The sequence below is a fragment of the Microbacterium sp. K24 genome, from assembly GCF_004794465.1.
Taxonomy (GTDB): Bacteria; Actinomycetota; Actinomycetes; order Actinomycetales; family Microbacteriaceae; genus Microbacterium.
In genome coordinates this window covers 12,966-27,210 of record NZ_SSDJ01000108.1, presented here as the reverse complement: position 1 = coordinate 27,210, position 14,245 = coordinate 12,966, and the positions used below count along the sequence as shown (strand labels likewise).

Below are 14,245 nucleotides of genomic sequence, written 5' to 3'. Positions count from 1 at the left end.
CGGCCTGGGCGCTGCCGAACGCACCGAGCAGCGCATCATCCTCACCGGCATGGGGTCGTCGCACTTCGCCGGCATCCCCACCTGGCGCCGTCTCGTCGCCGCCGGCCGTCCGGCCTGGAACGTCGATGCTGGCCAGCTGCTCGATGCGCCGGGTCTTCTCCGCGCCGGCAGCACCCTCGTCGCGACGTCGCAGTCGGGCGCGAGCGGCGAGGTCGCGGAACTCCTCGAGCGTCGCAGCGCCGGAACGCTGAGCTTCGACTGGGCGATCGGCATCGCGGATGCTCCCGACAGCATCCTCGCGCAGGAGTCGGACACGTTCCTCCCGCTGTTGAGCGGCACCGAGGCGACGGTCAGCACGAAGAGCTACCTCAACACCCTCGGCGTGCACCGCCTGTTCTCGGCATCCGTCCTCGGGGAGGACACCCTCTCGATCCGCGCCGAGCTGCTCGCGGCAGCCGACCTCGTCGAGCAGGCGATCACCCGCGTCGACACCGCCGCGCTCGCCGCATCCGTCGCGGGGCACCCGCAGCGGCGCCTCGCCTTCGTCGGTCGCGGCGACCACGCGGCCACGGCCCTCTACTCCGCGCTGATCACGAAGGAGTCGTCGAAGGTGGCGGCGGAGGGGTACATCGGCGGCCAGTTCCGTCACGGCCCGTTCGAGCTCGCCGGCGATGGCCTGACCGTCGTGCTGTTCGGCTCGCGCGCCGCGGATCCCGATCCGAGTCTGCGCCGGTTGGCAGAGGACCTCGTCGCCAGCGGATCACGCGTCGTCTTCGTCGGGGACGACTCCGTTCCGGGTGCGCTGACCATCGACGTGGAACGGGGGAGCGGCCTCGCGGAGCTCCTCGTCGACTCCGTCGTCGCACAGCTCCTCGCGGTCGAACTGGCGAAGGCGAACGGCGTCGTGCCGGGCGAGTTCCTGTTCGGCAGCAAGATCACGACGGTGGTGTGACGATGGCCCCCCTCTCGCTGCCGACCAGCGTCGACACCCTCGTGATCGGCGGCGGCACCGGCGGCACCGCCTTCACCGGGGTCCTCGCCGCGCACTCCGACGAGTCGATCCTCCTCGTCGAGGCCGGACCGGACTACGGGTCCTTCGCCGATCGGCAGTGGCCGGCCGACATGCTCGACGCCCTGAACATCCCGCTGTCCCACGATTACGACCTCGCGACCTCCGCGAACGACATCACCCCCGGCGTGGACCTACCGCGGGCGCGCATCATCGGCGGCTGCTCATCGCACAACGGATGCACCGCCTCGATCGGCGCCGCCCACGAGTACGACGAATGGGCCACGGCCGCGGATGATGCGCGCTGGGCGTCCGACGAGGTCGTGCCGCTGCTGGAGTGGGCGCGCGAACGGTTCCGCGTGAGCCACACCACCATGGAGGAGCTCACTCCGCCGCAGCGCGCGTTCGTCGATGCCGGCATTGCCGCGGGGATGCCGCTCGACTTCGACCTCGACGAGATCGCCGCGGGCGAGGGCATCGGGCCGATGCCGGTCAACATCGTCGACGGGGTGCGCTGGAACGGCGCCTTCGCCTTCCTCGATGCGGTCCGCTCGCGACCGAACCTGCGGATCGCGGGTGGCGTGCAGGCCGAGCAGATCGTCGTCGACGACGGTGCGGTCACGGGCGCCTGGCTTCTCGTCGACGGCGAGCGGATGCTGGTCGCCGCGAAGCGCGTCGTCATCGCGGCGGGCGCCTATCACTCCCCGGCCCTGCTCCTGCGCTCGGGCATCGGCCCGCGCGACGAGCTCGCCGCCCTCGGCATCGAGACCATCGTCGACCTGCCGGGCGTCGGCAAGCACCTGCTCGATCACTCCTGCGTGCAGCTGAACTTCGCCGGTCGCCCGGGGTTGGTCGACGAACTCCGCGCGCTGCCGTTCCACCCCGACGAACAGACCGTCGGGCGCTTCCGCTCGACCGTCTGCGACGACGGCCCCTACGACATCCACGTCTTCATGGTCGCCGGCGAGAACAGCGGCCACCCCGGGCTCCCGCCCATCTCGCTCTATGGCGGGGCGATGCGCGCCCGATCCGAGGGCGAGGTCACCCTCGGGTCGGATCTCGATGTCGTCGTACCCGTCATCGATCACCGCTACGGGACGGATGCCGAGGGTCACGACCGTCAGGTGCTCGCCGAGGCGCTGCAGCTGCTGCGCAGGATGGCCGCGCACGAGGGCCTCGCCGACGTGCTCGGCGACGAGGTCACCGACGGCACGGATCCGCTCGACCGGATCGTCAACTACTGCCACCCGGCGGGCAGCTGCAAGATGGGCGCGGCATCCGATCCGAAGGCCGTCGTCGACGGCGCCGGTCAGGTGCACGGGGTGCGAGGGCTGCTCGTCGCCGACGCCTCCATCATGCCGACCATCACCCGGGGCAACATCAACCTGCCCACCGCGATGATCGGCGCCCGCGTCGCCGCGAGCGCGCTGGGCATCTCTCCCGTCGTGATCGCCCGAGCCGACTGAATCACTCCGTCCCGAACACCTCCGCGCCTGAGACACCCCGCCCGACCCCTCCGCACTGACCCGAACAAGGAGCTACTCATGTACCCACGCAACAGACGACGTGCAGTGCAGGCCGTCGCAGCGCTCACCGGACTCGCCCTCGCCGCCACCGGCTGCAGCGCGGGGATGGGCGGCGGTTCCGGATCCGACGACGTCGCCGACGCCTCCGGCGCGTTCGACTGGAAGCGCTACGACGGCCAGGAGATCTCGGTGATGCTCAACGAGCACCCCTGGACGACCGGCATCAAGGAGTACCTGCCCGAGTTCGAAGAGCTCACCGGCATCGATGTCTCCCTCAACACCTATTCCGAGGACCTCTACACGGCGAAGGTCGAGCAGGCGGTGCGCTCGGGTTCGGCGCCCGGCGTGTACATGCTGCCGATGGACGACTTCGCCGCCACGCAGTTCGACGCCGACCTGATCGAGCCGCTGTCGCCCTATCTCGAGAACGCGTCCCTGACGAGCGACGACTACGATTTCGACGACTTCCCGGCAGGTCTCGTCGACCCGGGTCGTTTCCCTGCGGGCGAGGCGGATGCCGCCGTCTACGAGATCCCGATCGCCACCGAGTCGTACATCCTCTTCTACAACAAGCAGATCGTCGACGAGTACCTCGGCGGGGTGGTGCCCGAGACGATGGAAGAGCTCATCGCGGCGGCCGAGAAGGTCACGGCCGAGGGGAACGGCGACGTCTTCGGCTCGGTCGTCCGCGGCGTGCGATCCGACGGCCTCCGCGACACCATCACCGGCATGGTGCTGAACCAGTGGCCGCAGGACCGTGAGATCGAGTCCCCGTACAACGTGTGGTTCGACGGTTCGTGGGATGCGCCGCGACTCACCGATCCGTCGATCGTGAAGGGCCTCTCCGACTATGCCGCGCTGATCGCGGCCGGTCCGAGCAACCGCTTCAACATCGACTGGCCCGATGCGACGAGTCTCTTCGCGCAGGGGAAGGCGGCGTTCTTCATCGATGCGAGCGTCTTCGGGCCCGGGTTCGAAGACCCCGAGACCTCGACGATCAGCGGAGAGGTCGGCTACGCCGCCATCCCCGCCGGAGACGTCGACGGCAGCGCGGGCGTCTGGTCGTGGGGACTCGCGATGGCGAAGAACGCGCAGAACAAGGGCGCGAGCTGGTTGTTCCTGCAATGGGCGACCAGCAAGGAGATGACCGCGAAGCTCGGCACGTACACGGGCGGAGCGCCGCGTCAGTCCTCGGCATCCGACACCGCGTACCTCGAGTCACTGAACCCCGAGTTCGTCGAAGTGACGACGGATGCCGCCGCCACCGCCCGCACGACCGCGGTGCTGCGGGCCAACTGGAAGCCGGGAGTGCTGGTGATCGTCGACGGGATCCTGGCGGTCGCGAACGGCGACGATCCCGAAGAGGTCTTCGCCCGGGCGAACGAGCAGATGAAGTCGGCGCTCGAATGACCGCCACCGAGCTCCTCGTCACGACGGACGGCACCCGGGGCGGCCATCGCCCCGGGGTCGTCCCCGGGAAGGGACCGGCTCCCCGGCGCGCGGCATCCGGCGGGGGAGCGACGCTCTATCTCGTCCCGATGATCGTGCTGCTCGGCCTGACGTCGGTCGTGCCGATCGTCTACTCGCTGTCGCTCAGCCTGTTCAACTGGAACTGGGGATCGCGGTTCGACTTCGTGGGACTCGAGAACTACGCCGCACTCCTCGGCGACGGGGAGTTCTGGGCCTCTCTGCTCCGCACTGCGCTGTTCACGGTGCTCGCTGTCGCGTTCGAGATCGTCCTCGGTCTCGCGATCGCCATGGCCGTGCAGTCGATGACCCGAGGTCTCGGGTGGTTGCGCACGATCTTCATCCTGCCGCTCATGGTGTCGGGGATGGTCGTCGCGTTGGTGTGGAAGGTGATGCTCGACCCGACGCTCGGCGTCATCCCCTTCCTGCTCGGGAAGATCGGGTTGTCGGGCGTCGACCTGCTCGGCTCGGCGAACACCGCCCTGTCGGCGCTCGCCGGCATCGACACCTGGTGGCAGACCGGCTTCGTCTTCATCATCCTCAGCGCCGGTCTCGCCGGCCTCCCGAAGGAGCCGTTCGAGGCCTCGCACGTCGACGGCGCGAACGCGCTGCAGCGCTTCCGGTTCCTCACGCTGCCGATGATGGTGCCGATTCTGCTGACGGTCGCGGCGATCCGCACGGTCGACTGCCTCAAAGTCTTCGCGCTGGCCTTCGGAACGACCAACGGCGGACCCGCCCAGTCCACCGACTTCACCCAGATGCTCGCGTACCGCACCGCGTTCCGCGAGTTCAAGATGAGCGAGAGCATGACGATGATGATCACCTATACGCTGCTGATCGTCGTGGTGCTCGCCGTCGTCGGTCTCGTCCGGAAAGCAGGACGTCGTGCGCTCTAGCATCTCCGGCAGGATCGGCCGCGGCGTGTTCGTCGCGCTGGCCGTGCTCGCCACGATCTTCCCGTTCGTGTGGACCCTGAACCTCGCCACGCAGAACACCGCGGCGGGGAACGGCCCGACCTTCTTCTCGGCGCCGTCGTTCGAGGCGTTCGCCGCGGTCTGGGAGAACAGCGACTTCGTCGGCTCGATGATCATGAGCGTCATCGTGGTCGCCTTCACGGTCGTGCTCTCGCTGCTCGTCACCGTGCCGGCCGCCTACGCTCTCGTGCGCTTCCGAGTGCGCGGCAAGTCAGGTGTCGTGGTCTGGCTGCTGCTCGCCTACCTGCTGCCCGACTTCCTCATCGCGATCCCGATGTTCGCTCTGCTGCAGAACGTCGGTCTCTACGACACCCCGCTCGGGTTGGCGTTCGCGTATCAGGTGTTCATGGTGCCGCTCGCGATGTGGCTGCTGCTGCGGTTCTTCGAAGAGGTTCCGGCCGAGCTCGCGGAGGCGGCCAGCATCGACGGCGCCTCACGGTTCGCGACCCTCGTCCGCGTGTACCTGCCGATCGTGCGTCCCGGCATCGCGACCACGGCGGTTCTCATCGCCGTGACGGTCTGGAACGAGGTCACGCTCGCTCTCTCGCTCACCCTCAACAACCCCACCGTGCCGATCGCGATCGCCGCATACAAGGGCTACGCTTCGATCCAATGGGATCAGCTGGCGGCGGCATCGCTGCTGGCCATGGCGCCGGTGATCATCTTCGCGATCTTCGCGCAGCGGCACATCGTCAGCGGACTGACGGCGGGGACGGGCAAGTGAAGGTGATCGGCGTCGACATCGGCGGGACGAACATCCGTGCCGCGCTGTTCGACGACGGCGCGGAGATTCGCACGGTGGTGCGTGCTGCGACTTTGGGGGCGGATGAGCGGCCGGCCGGGACGATGCTCACACTCATCCGTGAGGTGGGCGGTGAGGACCCGGTCGCCGCTGTCGGGATGGCGATCACGGGCCCGGTCGATGTGCGGACGCGGATCGTGCACAACCCGCACACCCTCCCCGACTGGTCGGGATCCGCGTGGGTCGACGAGGTGGAGGCGGCGCTCGGTGTGCCGATCGTCGTCGAGAACGACGCGATGGGCGCGGCGTTCGGAGAGTTCGCGCGCGGTGCCGGACGCGAGGCCGAGGTCATGGCCATGGTCACGCTCGGCACCGGGATCGGCGTCGCCGTCGTGTCGCGAGCGACCGGCGCGCTCCGCGGGGCCGCGGCGTTCCACCCCGAAGCCGGACATCTGCTGATCGGCAGCGGCGCGCTCGACCGCGTCGACCGCTGCTACTGCGGTCAGGTCGGATGCTGGGAGGAGCTGTGCAGCGGCAGCAGCATCCCGAAGTACTGGACGACCGGCGGCCGCATCCGCTGGGACGACTACGGGCAGATGCTCGCCCGCGGCATCCGCAACGTCACTCGGGCGTACGCACCCGACACGGTCGTGTTCGGCGGGGGCGTCAGCGCGAACTTCGACGACTTCGCTCCGGCACTGCGGGAGGCATCCGCGGAACCGGATCCCATGGGCGCGCCGGTGGTCTTCGTGCGGGCGGAGCTGGACGAGCCCGGGTGCGTCGGCGCCGCTCACCTCGCGGCGGCGCTCGCCGGCTGACCCCCGCACCGCGGACCGCCCGCCGATATTCTGGAGGCATGACTCAGCCCCAGGGTGCCCTCCTCGTGGGCAGCGTGAACTACGACGACGCCGAGACCACGATGCGCACGGCCGCGGAGATGCTCGGCTCGCACCTGCGGCGCCTCCCCGACGGCGAGGTCGGCAAGCGGTTCCACTGGATCATGTTCCAGCCCGACGTGATCGGCCAGGCCGATGGCATCGAGCGCATCGGCGACGAACCGATCCCGTTCCCGGCCGGCATCGACGCGCGCGGCCTGCGCATCGCCGACGGGGCGGATGCTGCCGCCATCGAGCTCCCGCCCCTCGGCTACGCTGCGGCGGCGCTGGAGTCGTACGCCGTGTTCACGCGCCTCCGTGCAGAAGGAGCCGTGCCCACCGGCATCCGCTTCCAGGTCTCGCTGCCGACGCCGCTCGCCGTGATCTCGTCGTTCTTCCACGGCGACGACCGGGCGGCGATCGAACCCGTCTACGCGGCGGCGATCCTGCGCGAGCTCGACGAGATCCTCGCCGCCATCCCGCATGACGACCTCGCCGTGCAGTGGGATGTCGCGAGCGAGATGGGCATCATCGAGCACGCCGCCGGCTACGGGGCGGTCATGGAGGGATGGTGGCCGGGCGACCCGTTCGACGGTCTCGTCTCGCGCCTCGCCGCCCTGGTCGACGCCGTGCCGGAGGACGTCGAGGTGGGCGTGCACCTCTGCTACGGCGACGCGGGGGAGACCCACTTCTTCGAGCCGACGGATGCCGGGAACCTCGTGCGCTACGCGAACGCCGTGGTCGCGGCATCCGCTCGATCGATCACGTGGCTGCACCTGCCGGTCCCGATCGCGCACGACGACGAGGAGTACTTCGCGCCTCTCGCGTCGTTGGTTCCGGTCTCGGAGCTGTATCTCGGGCTCGTGCACCGCGAGGACGGCGCCGAAGGAGCGGAGCGACGGATCGCGGCCGCGGCACCGTACGCGCCCGCTTTCGGCGTAGCGACGGAATGCGGCATCGGACGGGCGCCGGCCGGATCGACCGAGGGCATCCTGCGGACGCACGCCGAGGTCGCCTCGGCGTGGTGAGAATCCCGGCGGCTCGCGGATTCGCGTGCCGGGCCGGTCTCGCGTAAGCTATTCCGCGGTGACGTGTCCGAGCGGCCGAAGGTGCAACTCTCGAAAAGTTGTGTAGGGTAACCCCCTACCGTGGGTTCAAATCCCACCGTCACCGCCACTCAAGAAGCCCGTTCTCCCTGAAGACCACTGGGGAGGGCGGGCTTTCTTCATGCCCGATGACAACGGCGTAGCAACGCCGGTAGAGAAGAGCGGACCGTGACCGCGCGGGCGCCGTCCACAACGCCACGACTTGAGACACGAGGTTTAGCATCTGCCGGCTGCAGCTGGCAAGGGGCATGGTTCACGGCCCGATCGAGCGTAGGAAGTCACCATGCGGATCATCATCTACGCAGGGGAGACGTATCTGACGGGTGACGACATCGCCGACGCGCTGCTCGAATACAGCCGTGCACTCGGTGATGAGGATCGGGCTGAGATCATCGAGGTCCCTGTCCGCAACGAGCTCGGTGAACTCGTCTCGGCGAAGTTCTTGATTGGGCCGGCCAGTCAGATCGTCACGGAGGCCGTCGACGTACCGGGACCTGAAGTGGTCGACACCGAACTGGTGACCCGGCTGCGCCGACTGACCGGCGCAGCGGAGCGGCCCATGAGCGTGCCTCTCGCCGCCGAGGACGTCTCGGATTTCGACGCCGGGTGACGGCAGCGACCGCCTCGAGCGCGGTGCTGCGAGGTCTGCCCGCAGCCCCTGGCGCACCCGACGTTCCCCGTCTATTCTTCGCGGTATGGGTTTCATCACCTATGACAGCACGAGCGTGCTGCACATCGAAGACCGCGCGTTGGCGCATCTGAAGGTCGTGATCGCGACGAAGCTCCGGCGCAATGAATCCTTCACGGTGTCCTGGATGCACGGCGACGGCGAGAGCGGCGGCCGGTCGACGATCTGGCTGCATCCGGCGATACCGTTGCGCTTCACCTTCGACAGTCGTGAGGCTCCGAAGCTGAACGCCAAATGGATCGATGACCTCATGCATTCGGCCAACTCGACCGGGGGCATCATGCTGATCGACGAGGTCGTCGACGCCGACGACACGTCATCGGTCACCTGAAAGCGGGGTCGATGCGTCGGCCGTAGCTTCCTGAGCATTGCCTGTCAAGGTTCTTTCAGGCTGCGTCCAGCGAGATTGATACTGCCTTCGAATGGAGGGTGAGATGTCTGGACTTCCTGATCCCCGATTCGAGCTCCGCAAGGTGGCAGAGCGCGAATGGATGATCCTCGATCACCGATACGGTGCGGACGATCCACGCAAGACCGTCGGCTGCGTCTACCAGGTAGACGAGTACGAGGTCGAAGTGATGTGGATGCGTGAGCTGGCGGCGGCATCACGCTTCATGTCCGCTCTCGAGGCCCTGGATGAGGTGCAGCGGCTGCACGAACGGAGCCGGGCAACCCGTCCGATCAGCATTCCGCACCTGCCTCCGCTTCTTCCGACCTAGAGAGAACACACCCTGCCCGAGGATCGGGTCGAGGCATCGGCCTTCACCGCGAGCTCACCCAGCGGCCTCTCCCTCGTCCCAGCGTCGGATGACGACCGGGAACCCCCTCGTCTACTTCAACCGTCCGAAGGTCGCATCGATGTCGGCCATCTCCATGGCGGCGGTCGCCTCGATGAGCGCACGCAATTCGTCGTCCGCTCCGGGCGAGAACTCCTCGAGACGCTCGGGCGAGATCGTCATCGGAGCGCCGACCGGAGCCTGCTCGCTCGCGTCGAGTTCGGTGCCGTCGTTCGATGGCGAGGCGCCCTGGAAGATCTTGCCCGCTTCGGACTGCGCGGTCAGGTCGAACGAATACTGCTTGCTCTGCAGTCCCAGATCGAGGAGCTTCTTGACCTCGGGGAACTGCTCGGCGTTCGTCTTCGGGATCGGCAGTGACGTGCGCCAGTTCACCCCGAGGGTCTCGAGCGCCTTGGCGTAGGCGTTCTCGTGCGCCTGGTCCCGCACGATGAGGTACGAGATCGTGCCGCGCGCCATCTTGTTGTCGGTCATCTCGTAGAGCCGGCATTTCTGCAGGCGCCCGGTGGACTCCAGCATGAGGTTGTAGAGCAGGTCGAGCACCAGGTTTCCGGAGTTGTAGACATAGCTGCCGGACCAGGGGTTGCCCACCGCGTCGACCGGCAGAGCGCCCTGAGCGCCCACGAGGTAGTGGTGGATGTTGCTCGTGTCGACGGCGATGCTGAGAGGAGTCGCGCCGCCGGCTCCGGGCTGGTCCACGGGATCGGTGGGCTTGCCCTGATACTGCGGCGAGCCATCGAGCAGCCGCGAGATGGTCGTGCCGATCAGCTCGACGTGGCTGATCTCCTCGGTACCGATGCCCTGGATGAGGTCCTTGTACGGCTTGCCGTCCGGGCCGCGGAAGTTGATGCTCTGGAACAGATACTGCATCATCGTGCGCATCTCGCCGAACTGTCCGCCCAGACCCTCCTGCAGGGCATTCGCCGCAGCGGGATCCGGCTCGTCCTGTGCGATCTCGTTGATGAACTCTTGAACGTGGAAGTACATGGGGCTCCTTCGCCTGAATCGGATGTGTGACCATCGTGCGCCTGGCGCGGGGGATCCTGTGGCCCCCTCGACGGGTCGGCGAAAGCCTCGTAGTATGTCTTCGCTTACGGTGTAAGCCGCCGGGTCCGGGAACGGACGGCAAGCAATGGTCGCCAAGACGGATGGAGCCGATGGATGCCGTGCACGGTCGCCTCATGATCGGTGTCGTCGGCCTCGGGCGAATGGGATCCCCGATCACGGAGGCGCTCTGCACAGCGTTCTCCGTCGGGGTCTTCGATGCGGAGCCTGAGCGGAAGGGCGCGGTCACCGGCACGAGGTGGTACCCCACGCTTCCCGCGCTCGCCTCAGCGGTCGACGTCCTGATCACCGTCCCGCCGGGACCCCGCGAGCTGAGCGCGTGCATGGCCGAGGCACTGCCGGCACTCGCGCCAGGTGGTCGATCCCTCGTGCCCGCGCTCGGCTAGCCGAGTCGGTTGCGGTCGAGGGACGCCCGAAGTTCGGCGTTCTCGTCCTGAAGGTTCATCACCTTGCCGACTCCGGTCAGGTTGACGCCGTCCGTCTGGAGGTCAGCGATCCGCCGCATCCGATCGATGTCGTCCTCGCTGTAGCGGCGCGTTCCTCCGTCGGTGCGTGCGGGGCTGACGAGGCCCTTGCGCTCGTACAGCCGCAGCGTGGCCGGCGGCAGGTCGAGCAGTTCCGCGGCGATACCCATGGTGTAGACCGGCCGCGCGCCAGAAGACGAATCCATGTCATGAATTCTCGTCTGAGACCTTGCATCGCGTCAACCAAAAGGTGTATAAAATATGCATCAAGTGATCCACATCTTTCGGGGTCGCTCTGCCGGATCATCGGCACGGGCGGCCGGTAGTGACGACAGATCGGAGGTGATCTTCTGTGGCAGTCATCAGCTCGACCGATGACGCGAAGGCGAGCATCGTCGACATCATCTGCGCCGACGCGGAGTGGGTCCGCGCGGAATTCGAACAGATCGTGTCGGGCCTTGCAGCCGTGACGACGGCGACCATCCCGCCGCATCGCCCCGCTGGTCGCATCTGGCGGTTCATCCACCTGCCCGCCTCGGTCGGTGACCCCTGGACCCAGGCTCTCCCAGAGAGGGTCCGCGCGCCTCCGCCCGATCCGGCCGGTTCCGGCCGCCGCTGCTGACCGTCATCTGTCGGGCGGCATGTCACGCCGCCGCTTTTTGAGAGGAGATTTTCTCGCCATGTCGATGTCATTCGATCCTTTCAGCCAGCTGGACCGCCTCGCGCAGAGCGTCTTCGACACCAGCAGGCAGCCGCGCCTCATGCCCGTGGACCTGTTCCGCGAAGGCGACCGATACGTCCTGAACGCCGACCTCCCCGGCGTCGACCCCGGGTCGGTCGACGTGGACGTCGACGGCCACCTGCTCACCATCCGCGCCGAGCGGACGGAGGCCAACCGTGACAACTCTCGTTGGCTGGCGCAGGAACGCCCGTTCGGGTCGTACGTGCGCCGCTTCACCATCGGTGACGACGTGGACGCACAGAGCATCCACGCCACGTACAACAACGGCGTGCTCAGCGTGATGATCCCCATCGCCGAGCGCGCCAAGCCGCGCAAGATCCAGATCGAGTCGATGGCGTCTCACGACGCCAAAGCCGTGACCGCCTGATCCGATCCGGGCCCTTGCGGCGCCGGAGCGCGGGTGGTCGAAGCCACACCTCCCCGACCACCCGCGCTCCCTGATCTCCTCGAGCTGATCGCAGGACTCCCGGGATGCCCGATCTTCGCGGCATTCGACGAGTTCGGCAGAGGACCGACGGGATGTGCGACGCCCGTCGCCGACGCTACGAGTCCGGGCCGACGGGCAGAGCGGACATGGCCGTGTCGAGGTAGCTCCCGAACGGTTCGCTGCGATCCGAGGCGAACCACGCCTGCCGTGCTGCCTGCATGCAGGCGAACGCGGCCCCGACGATGGCAGCCGGCCGCGGGTCGGTGCCGACGCGGTCATGCGAAGTGAGCCGGACGGCGACGCGGCCGATGAGCAGCTCCTGGACGCGCTGCATCTTCTCCAGGTAACGCGCGTGGAGCTGGGGCGTGCTCCGCACGATCTCCTCCATCGCGTCGTTGCGCGCTCGCTGGTGGTCATCCTGGACGTAGTCGAGGGTGAGGTCGAACACCCGGCGCAGCGACTCCCAGATCGGCTCGTCGGGGGGCCGCTCGTCGAGCGCCTCCGCCATCCGGTCTGCGAAGAGGTCGTACTTGCCGATGACGAGGTCGTCCTTCGACGGGAAGTACCGGAAGAAGGTGCGCTTCGACATTCCCGCGGCGGCCGCGATCTGATCGACGGTGGTCTGGTCGTATCCCTGAGCGACGAACAGGTCCTGCGCCACCGATGTCAGCTCCGTCTGGGCAAGCCGACGAGTGCGCTCTCTGATCGGAACGGCCGGTGTCTCGGACATGCACCGATCATATCCCCAAGATGCGAAGTTGACACCAGGTGTCACAAAAGGCATATAGTCTCCCTATGGCGCCAGACAGGCGCCCAGGCACGAAGGAGCAACATGAGCAAGGTGTGGTTCGTCACCGGGTCGTCGAAGGGATTCGGCCGCCAATTCGTTCTCGCCGCGCTGGAGCGGGGAGACAAGGTCGCCGCGACCGCCCGCGACGTCGACACCCTGAGCGACCTGGTCGAGAGCTACGGTGACGCCGTTCTCCCGCTGCAGCTCGACGTCACGGACCGCGAGCAGGTGTTCGCGGCAGTGAACAAGGCACACGAAAACTTCGGGCGACTGGACGTCGTGATCAACAACGCGGGTTACGGCCTCTTCGGCACGGTCGAGGAGATCACCGAGCAGCAGTTGCGCGACCAGCTCGAGACCAACCTGTTCGGCGTCTTCCATGTCACGCAGGCCGTGCTGCCGATCCTCCGTGATCAGGGATCGGGCCACATCATCCAGATCTCCACCATCGGCGGTGTCGCCGCTTTCCCGACGCTCGGCGGATACCACGCCTCCAAATGGGCCCTCGAAGGGCTCACCGAGGCCCTTGCTCAGGAGGTCGCCGGCTTCGGTATCAAGGTCACCCTGGTGGAGCCCGGTGGGTTCGCCACCGACTGGAACGGCGCATCCGCCGTCGTCGCCGACGCCCTGCCCGCGTATCAGCCCGCCCACGACGCCATGGCATCGGCGGCCGGTCGTCCTCAGCCGAAACCGGTCGGCTTCGGGTCCGCGATCCTCAAGGTCGTCGACGCAGAGAAGGCGCCGTTGCGGGTGTTCTTCGGAGAGCAGCCCACTCAGATCGCGCCGCACATCTACGAGCAGCGTCTGGCCGAATGGGCCGAGTGGGCGCCGGTTTCCCGCGAGGCCGAGGGCAAGTAGCGCCGACGCGTTCTCGGCAGTCGACTCAGTCGAAGACGGGACTCAGGAAGCGGCGCTCGTAGCGGCGGATGCACTGCGTCCGCCGCGCCAGGTCGAACGCCTCGATGCACTCGGGATCCGTCTTCGAAGCCGTCCGGTAGACCTCGTACTCGGCGAGCGAGGGGAACGAGAACAGGGCGAACGCCTCATCGCTGTCGCCCTCGCTCGGCAGGAAGTAGCCGTGGTGGGTTCCACCGTGCTTCGCCACCAGTCGGATCCAGGTGCGGCCGTATTCGGTGAAGTCGTCGAGCTTGTCGGGGTCGATCTCATAGCGGAGGTGAACGGTGATCATCCGATCATCCTGTCAGCTCGACCGACCGCGTCAGCCCTCCGCCGCGTCGATGAGTTCGAGCAGCTTCCGCAGCTCATCACGGATCTCGGTGTGGTCGTACTGTCCTGCGCGGCTCTCCGCCGAGATGACACCCGAGCGGTGCACCGTGCGGAAGTCGCCGATGGGGAAGCTGTAGGCCTGCTTCGTCTCCGGGTTCTCGCTCTTGTCGATGCCGAGATGCCAGTGCGAGTACTCCGTCCATCCGTTCTTCTCGATGAAGCGGTTCTCCTGTTCGGTACTCGGCGCAGCCTCCGACCAGGCGTCGCGCTCGTCTCGGACGACCTTGCCGTCGCGAACGAGGGAGCGCGCCTGCTTCAGGGCGGGCCGGTTCAGTTCGATAGCCATGCC

The 14,245-nt window shown here is 67.5% G+C and carries 19 protein-coding genes and 1 tRNA gene; 15 read left to right on the top strand and 5 right to left on the bottom strand.

Translation table 11 applies throughout. The annotated features are described in order from the left end of the window. The 11 genes from DW306_RS10560 to DW306_RS10510 form a co-directional block, all read left to right on the top strand. Window positions 1–952: SIS domain-containing protein (locus tag DW306_RS10560; protein WP_136055560.1), on the top strand; the 952-nt coding region annotated here is incomplete at its 5' end. 2 nt (window positions 953–954) lie between these two features. Continuing rightward, entirely contained in the window at window positions 955–2,475 is a 1,521-nt protein-coding gene (locus tag DW306_RS10555) for a GMC family oxidoreductase (RefSeq protein ID WP_240747151.1), read from the top strand. Between the two features lie 78 nt (window positions 2,476–2,553). Next, window positions 2,554–3,945, top strand: coding sequence for an extracellular solute-binding protein (locus DW306_RS10550; protein ID WP_136055558.1), 1,392 nt, complete (start codon window positions 2,554–2,556; stop codon window positions 3,943–3,945). Beyond that, the gene (locus tag DW306_RS10545; RefSeq protein WP_136055557.1) at window positions 3,942–4,898 is read left to right on the top strand and encodes a sugar ABC transporter permease; all 957 of its coding nucleotides are present in this window, start codon (window positions 3,942–3,944) and stop codon (window positions 4,896–4,898) included. The genes DW306_RS10550 and DW306_RS10545 overlap by 4 nt, the downstream gene beginning before the upstream one ends. Continuing rightward, on the top strand, window positions 4,888–5,700 hold the full coding sequence (locus DW306_RS10540) for a carbohydrate ABC transporter permease (protein WP_136055556.1): 813 nt from the start codon (window positions 4,888–4,890) through the stop codon (window positions 5,698–5,700). Before DW306_RS10545 ends, DW306_RS10540 begins: the two co-directional genes overlap by 11 nt. Further along, entirely contained in the window at window positions 5,697–6,536 is an 840-nt protein-coding gene (locus tag DW306_RS10535; protein WP_168429292.1) for an ROK family protein, read from the top strand. Before DW306_RS10540 ends, DW306_RS10535 begins: the two co-directional genes overlap by 4 nt. Window positions 6,537–6,574: 38 nt before the next feature. Continuing rightward, entirely contained in the window at window positions 6,575–7,621 is a 1,047-nt protein-coding gene (locus DW306_RS10530; protein WP_136055554.1) for a hypothetical protein, read from the top strand. 57 nt (window positions 7,622–7,678) lie between these two features. Next, a tRNA-Ser gene (locus tag DW306_RS10525) sits at window positions 7,679–7,769 on the top strand. 213 nt (window positions 7,770–7,982) lie between these two features. Further along, entirely contained in the window at window positions 7,983–8,309 is a 327-nt protein-coding gene (locus DW306_RS10520; protein WP_136055553.1) for a hypothetical protein, read from the top strand. 85 nt (window positions 8,310–8,394) lie between these two features. Continuing rightward, complete coding sequence (locus tag DW306_RS10515) at window positions 8,395–8,718, top strand: hypothetical protein (RefSeq protein ID WP_136055552.1); 324 nt, start codon at window positions 8,395–8,397, stop codon at window positions 8,716–8,718. A 103-nt stretch (window positions 8,719–8,821) separates the two neighbouring features. Beyond that, complete coding sequence (locus DW306_RS10510) at window positions 8,822–9,106, top strand: hypothetical protein (RefSeq protein ID WP_136055551.1); 285 nt, start codon at window positions 8,822–8,824, stop codon at window positions 9,104–9,106. Window positions 9,107–9,217: 111 nt separating this feature from the next. Here DW306_RS10510 and DW306_RS10505 read toward each other — a convergent pair whose 3' ends face one another. Beyond that, window positions 9,218–10,168: a manganese catalase family protein gene (locus DW306_RS10505; protein ID WP_136055550.1), complete on the bottom strand. Its 951-nt coding sequence runs from the start codon at window positions 10,166–10,168 to the stop codon at window positions 9,218–9,220. A gap of 170 nt (window positions 10,169–10,338) precedes the next feature. Between DW306_RS10505 and DW306_RS10500 the strand changes: the two genes are divergently transcribed. After that, entirely contained in the window at window positions 10,339–10,632 is a 294-nt protein-coding gene (locus DW306_RS10500; protein ID WP_168429291.1) for an NAD(P)-binding domain-containing protein, read from the top strand. Here DW306_RS10500 and DW306_RS10495 read toward each other — a convergent pair. After that, on the bottom strand, window positions 10,629–10,916 hold the full coding sequence (locus tag DW306_RS10495) for a MerR family transcriptional regulator (RefSeq protein ID WP_136055548.1): 288 nt from the start codon (window positions 10,914–10,916) through the stop codon (window positions 10,629–10,631). The genes DW306_RS10500 and DW306_RS10495 overlap by 4 nt on opposite strands. Before the next feature lie 146 nt (window positions 10,917–11,062). Between DW306_RS10495 and DW306_RS10490 the strand changes: the two genes are divergently transcribed. Then, window positions 11,063–11,332 (top strand): hypothetical protein, encoded by a 270-nt coding sequence (locus DW306_RS10490; protein ID WP_136055547.1) that lies wholly within the window; start codon window positions 11,063–11,065, stop codon window positions 11,330–11,332. Between the two features lie 58 nt (window positions 11,333–11,390). Next, window positions 11,391–11,819: an Hsp20/alpha crystallin family protein gene (locus DW306_RS10485; RefSeq protein ID WP_136055546.1), complete on the top strand. Its 429-nt coding sequence runs from the start codon at window positions 11,391–11,393 to the stop codon at window positions 11,817–11,819. Window positions 11,820–11,994: 175 nt separating this feature from the next. Here DW306_RS10485 and DW306_RS10480 read toward each other — a convergent pair whose 3' ends face one another. Next, window positions 11,995–12,609, bottom strand: coding sequence for a TetR family transcriptional regulator (locus DW306_RS10480; protein WP_168429290.1), 615 nt, complete (start codon window positions 12,607–12,609; stop codon window positions 11,995–11,997). Between the two features lie 102 nt (window positions 12,610–12,711). Between DW306_RS10480 and DW306_RS10475 the strand changes: the two genes are divergently transcribed. Then, window positions 12,712–13,527 (top strand): SDR family oxidoreductase, encoded by an 816-nt coding sequence (locus tag DW306_RS10475; protein ID WP_136055544.1) that lies wholly within the window; start codon window positions 12,712–12,714, stop codon window positions 13,525–13,527. Between the two features lie 25 nt (window positions 13,528–13,552). Here DW306_RS10475 and DW306_RS10470 read toward each other — a convergent pair whose 3' ends face one another. Then, window positions 13,553–13,858, bottom strand: coding sequence for an NIPSNAP family protein (locus DW306_RS10470; RefSeq protein ID WP_136055543.1), 306 nt, complete (start codon window positions 13,856–13,858; stop codon window positions 13,553–13,555). Window positions 13,859–13,888: 30 nt separating this feature from the next. Next, window positions 13,889–14,242, bottom strand: coding sequence for a hypothetical protein (locus DW306_RS10465; RefSeq protein WP_136055542.1), 354 nt, complete (start codon window positions 14,240–14,242; stop codon window positions 13,889–13,891). Window positions 14,243–14,245: the final 3 nt, after the last annotated feature.

What these genes read in the sequence shown, in the direction of transcription:
- DW306_RS10500 (WP_168429291.1), top strand. Translation starts at nt 10,339, where the DNA reads ATGGATGCCGTGCACGGTCGCCTCATGATCGGTGTCGTCGGCCTCGGG.
- DW306_RS10510 (WP_136055551.1), top strand. Translation starts at nt 8,822, where the DNA reads ATGTCTGGACTTCCTGATCCCCGATTCGAGCTCCGCAAGGTGGCAGAG.
- DW306_RS10475 (WP_136055544.1), top strand. Translation starts at nt 12,712, where the DNA reads ATGAGCAAGGTGTGGTTCGTCACCGGGTCGTCGAAGGGATTCGGCCGC.
- DW306_RS10550 (WP_136055558.1), top strand. Translation starts at nt 2,554, where the DNA reads ATGTACCCACGCAACAGACGACGTGCAGTGCAGGCCGTCGCAGCGCTC.
- DW306_RS10465 (WP_136055542.1), bottom strand. Translation starts at nt 14,242, where the DNA reads ATGGCTATCGAACTGAACCGGCCCGCCCTGAAGCAGGCGCGCTCCCTC.
- DW306_RS10515 (WP_136055552.1), top strand. Translation starts at nt 8,395, where the DNA reads ATGGGTTTCATCACCTATGACAGCACGAGCGTGCTGCACATCGAAGAC.
- DW306_RS10485 (WP_136055546.1), top strand. Translation starts at nt 11,391, where the DNA reads ATGTCGATGTCATTCGATCCTTTCAGCCAGCTGGACCGCCTCGCGCAG.
- DW306_RS10520 (WP_136055553.1), top strand. Translation starts at nt 7,983, where the DNA reads ATGCGGATCATCATCTACGCAGGGGAGACGTATCTGACGGGTGACGAC.
- DW306_RS10470 (WP_136055543.1), bottom strand. Translation starts at nt 13,858, where the DNA reads ATGATCACCGTTCACCTCCGCTATGAGATCGACCCCGACAAGCTCGAC.
- DW306_RS10495 (WP_136055548.1), bottom strand. Translation starts at nt 10,916, where the DNA reads ATGGATTCGTCTTCTGGCGCGCGGCCGGTCTACACCATGGGTATCGCC.
- DW306_RS10505 (WP_136055550.1), bottom strand. Translation starts at nt 10,168, where the DNA reads ATGTACTTCCACGTTCAAGAGTTCATCAACGAGATCGCACAGGACGAG.
- DW306_RS10545 (WP_136055557.1), top strand. Translation starts at nt 3,942, where the DNA reads ATGACCGCCACCGAGCTCCTCGTCACGACGGACGGCACCCGGGGCGGC.
- DW306_RS10530 (WP_136055554.1), top strand. Translation starts at nt 6,575, where the DNA reads ATGACTCAGCCCCAGGGTGCCCTCCTCGTGGGCAGCGTGAACTACGAC.
- DW306_RS10480 (WP_168429290.1), bottom strand. Translation starts at nt 12,609, where the DNA reads ATGTCCGAGACACCGGCCGTTCCGATCAGAGAGCGCACTCGTCGGCTT.
- DW306_RS10555 (WP_240747151.1), top strand. Translation starts at nt 955, where the DNA reads ATGGCCCCCCTCTCGCTGCCGACCAGCGTCGACACCCTCGTGATCGGC.